The sequence below is a fragment of the Mesorhizobium sp. M7A.F.Ca.CA.003.01.2.1 genome, assembly GCF_003998945.1.
Classification (GTDB): Bacteria; Pseudomonadota; Alphaproteobacteria; order Rhizobiales; family Rhizobiaceae; genus Mesorhizobium; species Mesorhizobium ciceri.
Genome location: NZ_RZRA01000788.1, coordinates 1 through 2,745, shown reverse-complemented (window position 1 = coordinate 2,745; position 2,745 = coordinate 1). Strand labels below are relative to the sequence as shown.

Sequence of the window (2,745 nt, the reverse complement as noted above, 5' to 3'; positions counted from 1 at the left end):
GCCCGGGCATCGTTGCATCTTAGCGCAAAAATCGTGACTGCAAGACAATATGAAACTCTTGTCGGTGGCAGGCGAGCATTTTTATGCTGCCGAATGCTCGGCACGCGGATGAGAGCCTGTTGGGCTGGACAGGAGAGATCCTGCCTCAGCTCTTGTTGACCGCCATTGTCACAGTCAGGTCTTCCATGCGCTGTGCCAGCGCGCTGAGCGCGTTGGTCAGCACGCTATCGCTCTTGTCGGCCTTGGTCAGAGCCTCGTCGCGGGTCTTGCGCAAGGTCAGCACTTCGCTTTCCATGCCCTTGACGCGTTTCTGCAACTCCGAGAGTTCATCCATCACCATGATGCCGGCCATCACGGTCAGCCGCTGATCGCCAATCTCGCCGAACGAGTCCTTCAGGTGTGAAACATAGCGGTCGAAACGTTCGGCAAGATCGATCAGATGCTCTTCCTGGCCCTCGTCGCAGGCCATGCGATACTGCTTGCCGTCGATTGAAACCGTGACCTGTGCCATCGGGCCAGCTCCTATCTGTCCAACACGGCGCGGATGGTTTCCATGGCGGTCACCAAACGTCGCGAGACTTCCTTGTTGGCATCTTCCAGCCGTTCGGCGCGCGCTTCGGAATTGTCGAGTTCCTGCGCCAGCCGCGAGCGATCGGCGTTCATCCGCTGCACCTCGGCCTCGGCTTCGGAGTAGTCGCGTTCATGCTCGAGCTTGGCCGCGACGGCGTTTTCCAGCCCCTCGATGGCCTTGCCCAGCCTCGCGATGACTTCCTTGAGTGTGGCTTCCCCGGTCATGGCCTTCGTCCTGTGCCCTGCCCATCACCGAATCGTTCACGTTCAGAACGCGTTATCCCTGAAACATTAGGCACCGGGTGAAGGCAACGTCAACAAAGCTCTCGCGACTGTCCCCCGCTAACGCTAATGTAGGTCCGCCGCCGGCATCACAAGACCGGCAAATGTGCACCCGATTTGTTGACTAAAAGCCCGCGCCTGCTATGTGTCGCGCACCCTTTTCAAGGGCTCTCCCAAGCCCCCAAACCCCCACTTCTGGAGGAACCATGACGTCGCGTGAACAACATGACCGGATGGCCAATGCGATCCGCTTTCTCTCCATGGACGCCGTCGAGAAGGCAAACTCCGGCCATCCCGGCCTGCCCATGGGCTGCGCCGACATCGCCACGGTGCTGTTCACGAAGTTCCTGAAATATGATCCGAAGGCCCCCCATTGGCCCGACCGGGATCGCTTCATCCTGTCGGCCGGCCACGGTTCGATGCTGCTCTATTCGCTGCTGCACCTGACCGGCTACGAGGACATGACGATCGACCAGATCAAGCATTTCCGCCAGTTGGGCTCGAAGACCGCCGGCCATCCCGAATACGGCCATGCCACCGGCATAGAGACGACCACCGGCCCGCTCGGCCAGGGTCTCGCCAATTCGGTCGGCTTCGCGCTCGGCGAGCGCATCATGAACGCAGCCTTCGGCAACGACCTCGTCGACCATTACACCTACGTACTGGCCGGTGACGGCTGCCTGATGGAAGGTGTTTCCCAGGAAGCCATCGCGCTTGCCGGCCATCTCAAGCTCAACAAGCTGATCGTCTTCTGGGACAACAACAACATCTCGATCGACGGCCCGGTCTCGCTTGCCGACAACACCGACCAGGTCGCCCGCTTCCAGGCCTCGGGCTGGAACGCCAGCCACATCGACGGCACCGATCCGGAAGCCATCGCCTATGCCATCGAAGCCGCTCGTCACTCCGACAAGCCGACGATGATCGCCTGCAAGACGACCATCGGCTTCGGCGCTCCAACCAAGGCCGGCACCAACAAGGCGCACGGTTCGCCGCTCGGCGCCGACGAGATCGCCGGTGCGCGCAAATTCTTCAACTGGGACTCGCCGCCCTTCGAGATTCCGGCCGACATCCTTGACGCATGGCGCGCCGCCGGTAAAACCGGCGCCAAGCCGCGCACCGACTGGGAGGGACGTCTGGCCAAGGCCGAGCCCAAGTTGAAGGCCGAGTTCGAACGCCGCCTCGCCGGCAAGCTGCCGTCGAATTACGACGCCGTCATCGCCGACTACAAGAAGAAGCTGTCGGCCGACAAGCCGAAGGTCGCCACCCGCAAATCCTCGGAAATGGCGCTGGAGGTCATCAACGGCGCCGTGCCGGAAACCATAAGCGGCTCCGCCGACCTGACCGGCTCCAACAACACCAAGACCAGCCAGACCAAGAACATTACGCCCGACGATTACGGCCAGCGTTATGTCCACTACGGCATTCGCGAACATGGCATGGCGGCCGCCATCAATGGCTTGACGCTGCATGGCGGCCTCATCGCCTATGGCGGCACCTTCCTGTGCTTCTCCGATTATGCCCGCCCGTCAATGCGTCTGGCTTCGCTGATGGGCATCCGCTCGATCTTCGTCATGACCCATGATTCCATCGGTCTGGGCGAAGACGGCCCGACCCACCAGCCGGTCGAGCATCTGGCGGCATTGCGCGCGATCCCCAACCACAATGTCTTCCGCCCGGCCGACGCGGTCGAAACCGCGGAATGCTGGCAGATCGCCCTGGAGTCGGAAAAGACGCCGTCGACCTTGGCGCTGACCCGCCAGAACCTGCCGACGGTGCGCACCGAATTCACGGCCAAGAACCTCAGCAGCCAGGGAGCCTATGAGCTGGCCGCCGCCAGCGGCGAGGCGGCGATAACGATCTTCGCCACCGGCTCCGAGGTCGAGATCGCAC

The 2,745-nt window shown here is 62.0% G+C and carries 3 protein-coding genes; 1 reads left to right on the top strand and 2 read right to left on the bottom strand.

Annotated elements, in window-relative coordinates:
* Positions 1-145: 145 nt before the first annotated feature.
* Positions 146-511 (bottom strand): cell division protein ZapA, encoded by a 366-nt coding sequence (locus EN969_RS25565; RefSeq protein WP_013529252.1) that lies wholly within the window; start codon positions 509-511, stop codon positions 146-148.
* A gap of 11 nt (positions 512-522) precedes the next feature.
* Positions 523-795: a DUF4164 domain-containing protein gene (locus EN969_RS25560; protein ID WP_013529251.1), complete on the bottom strand. Its 273-nt coding sequence runs from the start codon at positions 793-795 to the stop codon at positions 523-525.
* Between the two features lie 263 nt (positions 796-1,058).
* Here EN969_RS25560 and tkt point away from each other — a divergent pair.
* A partial coding sequence (gene tkt, locus EN969_RS25555; protein WP_127419498.1) for a transketolase occupies positions 1,059-2,745 on the top strand: 1,687 nt, incomplete at its 3' end.

What these genes read in the sequence shown, in the direction of transcription:
- EN969_RS25565 (WP_013529252.1), bottom strand. Translation starts at nt 511, where the DNA reads ATGGCACAGGTCACGGTTTCAATCGACGGCAAGCAGTATCGCATGGCC.
- EN969_RS25560 (WP_013529251.1), bottom strand. Translation starts at nt 795, where the DNA reads ATGACCGGGGAAGCCACACTCAAGGAAGTCATCGCGAGGCTGGGCAAG.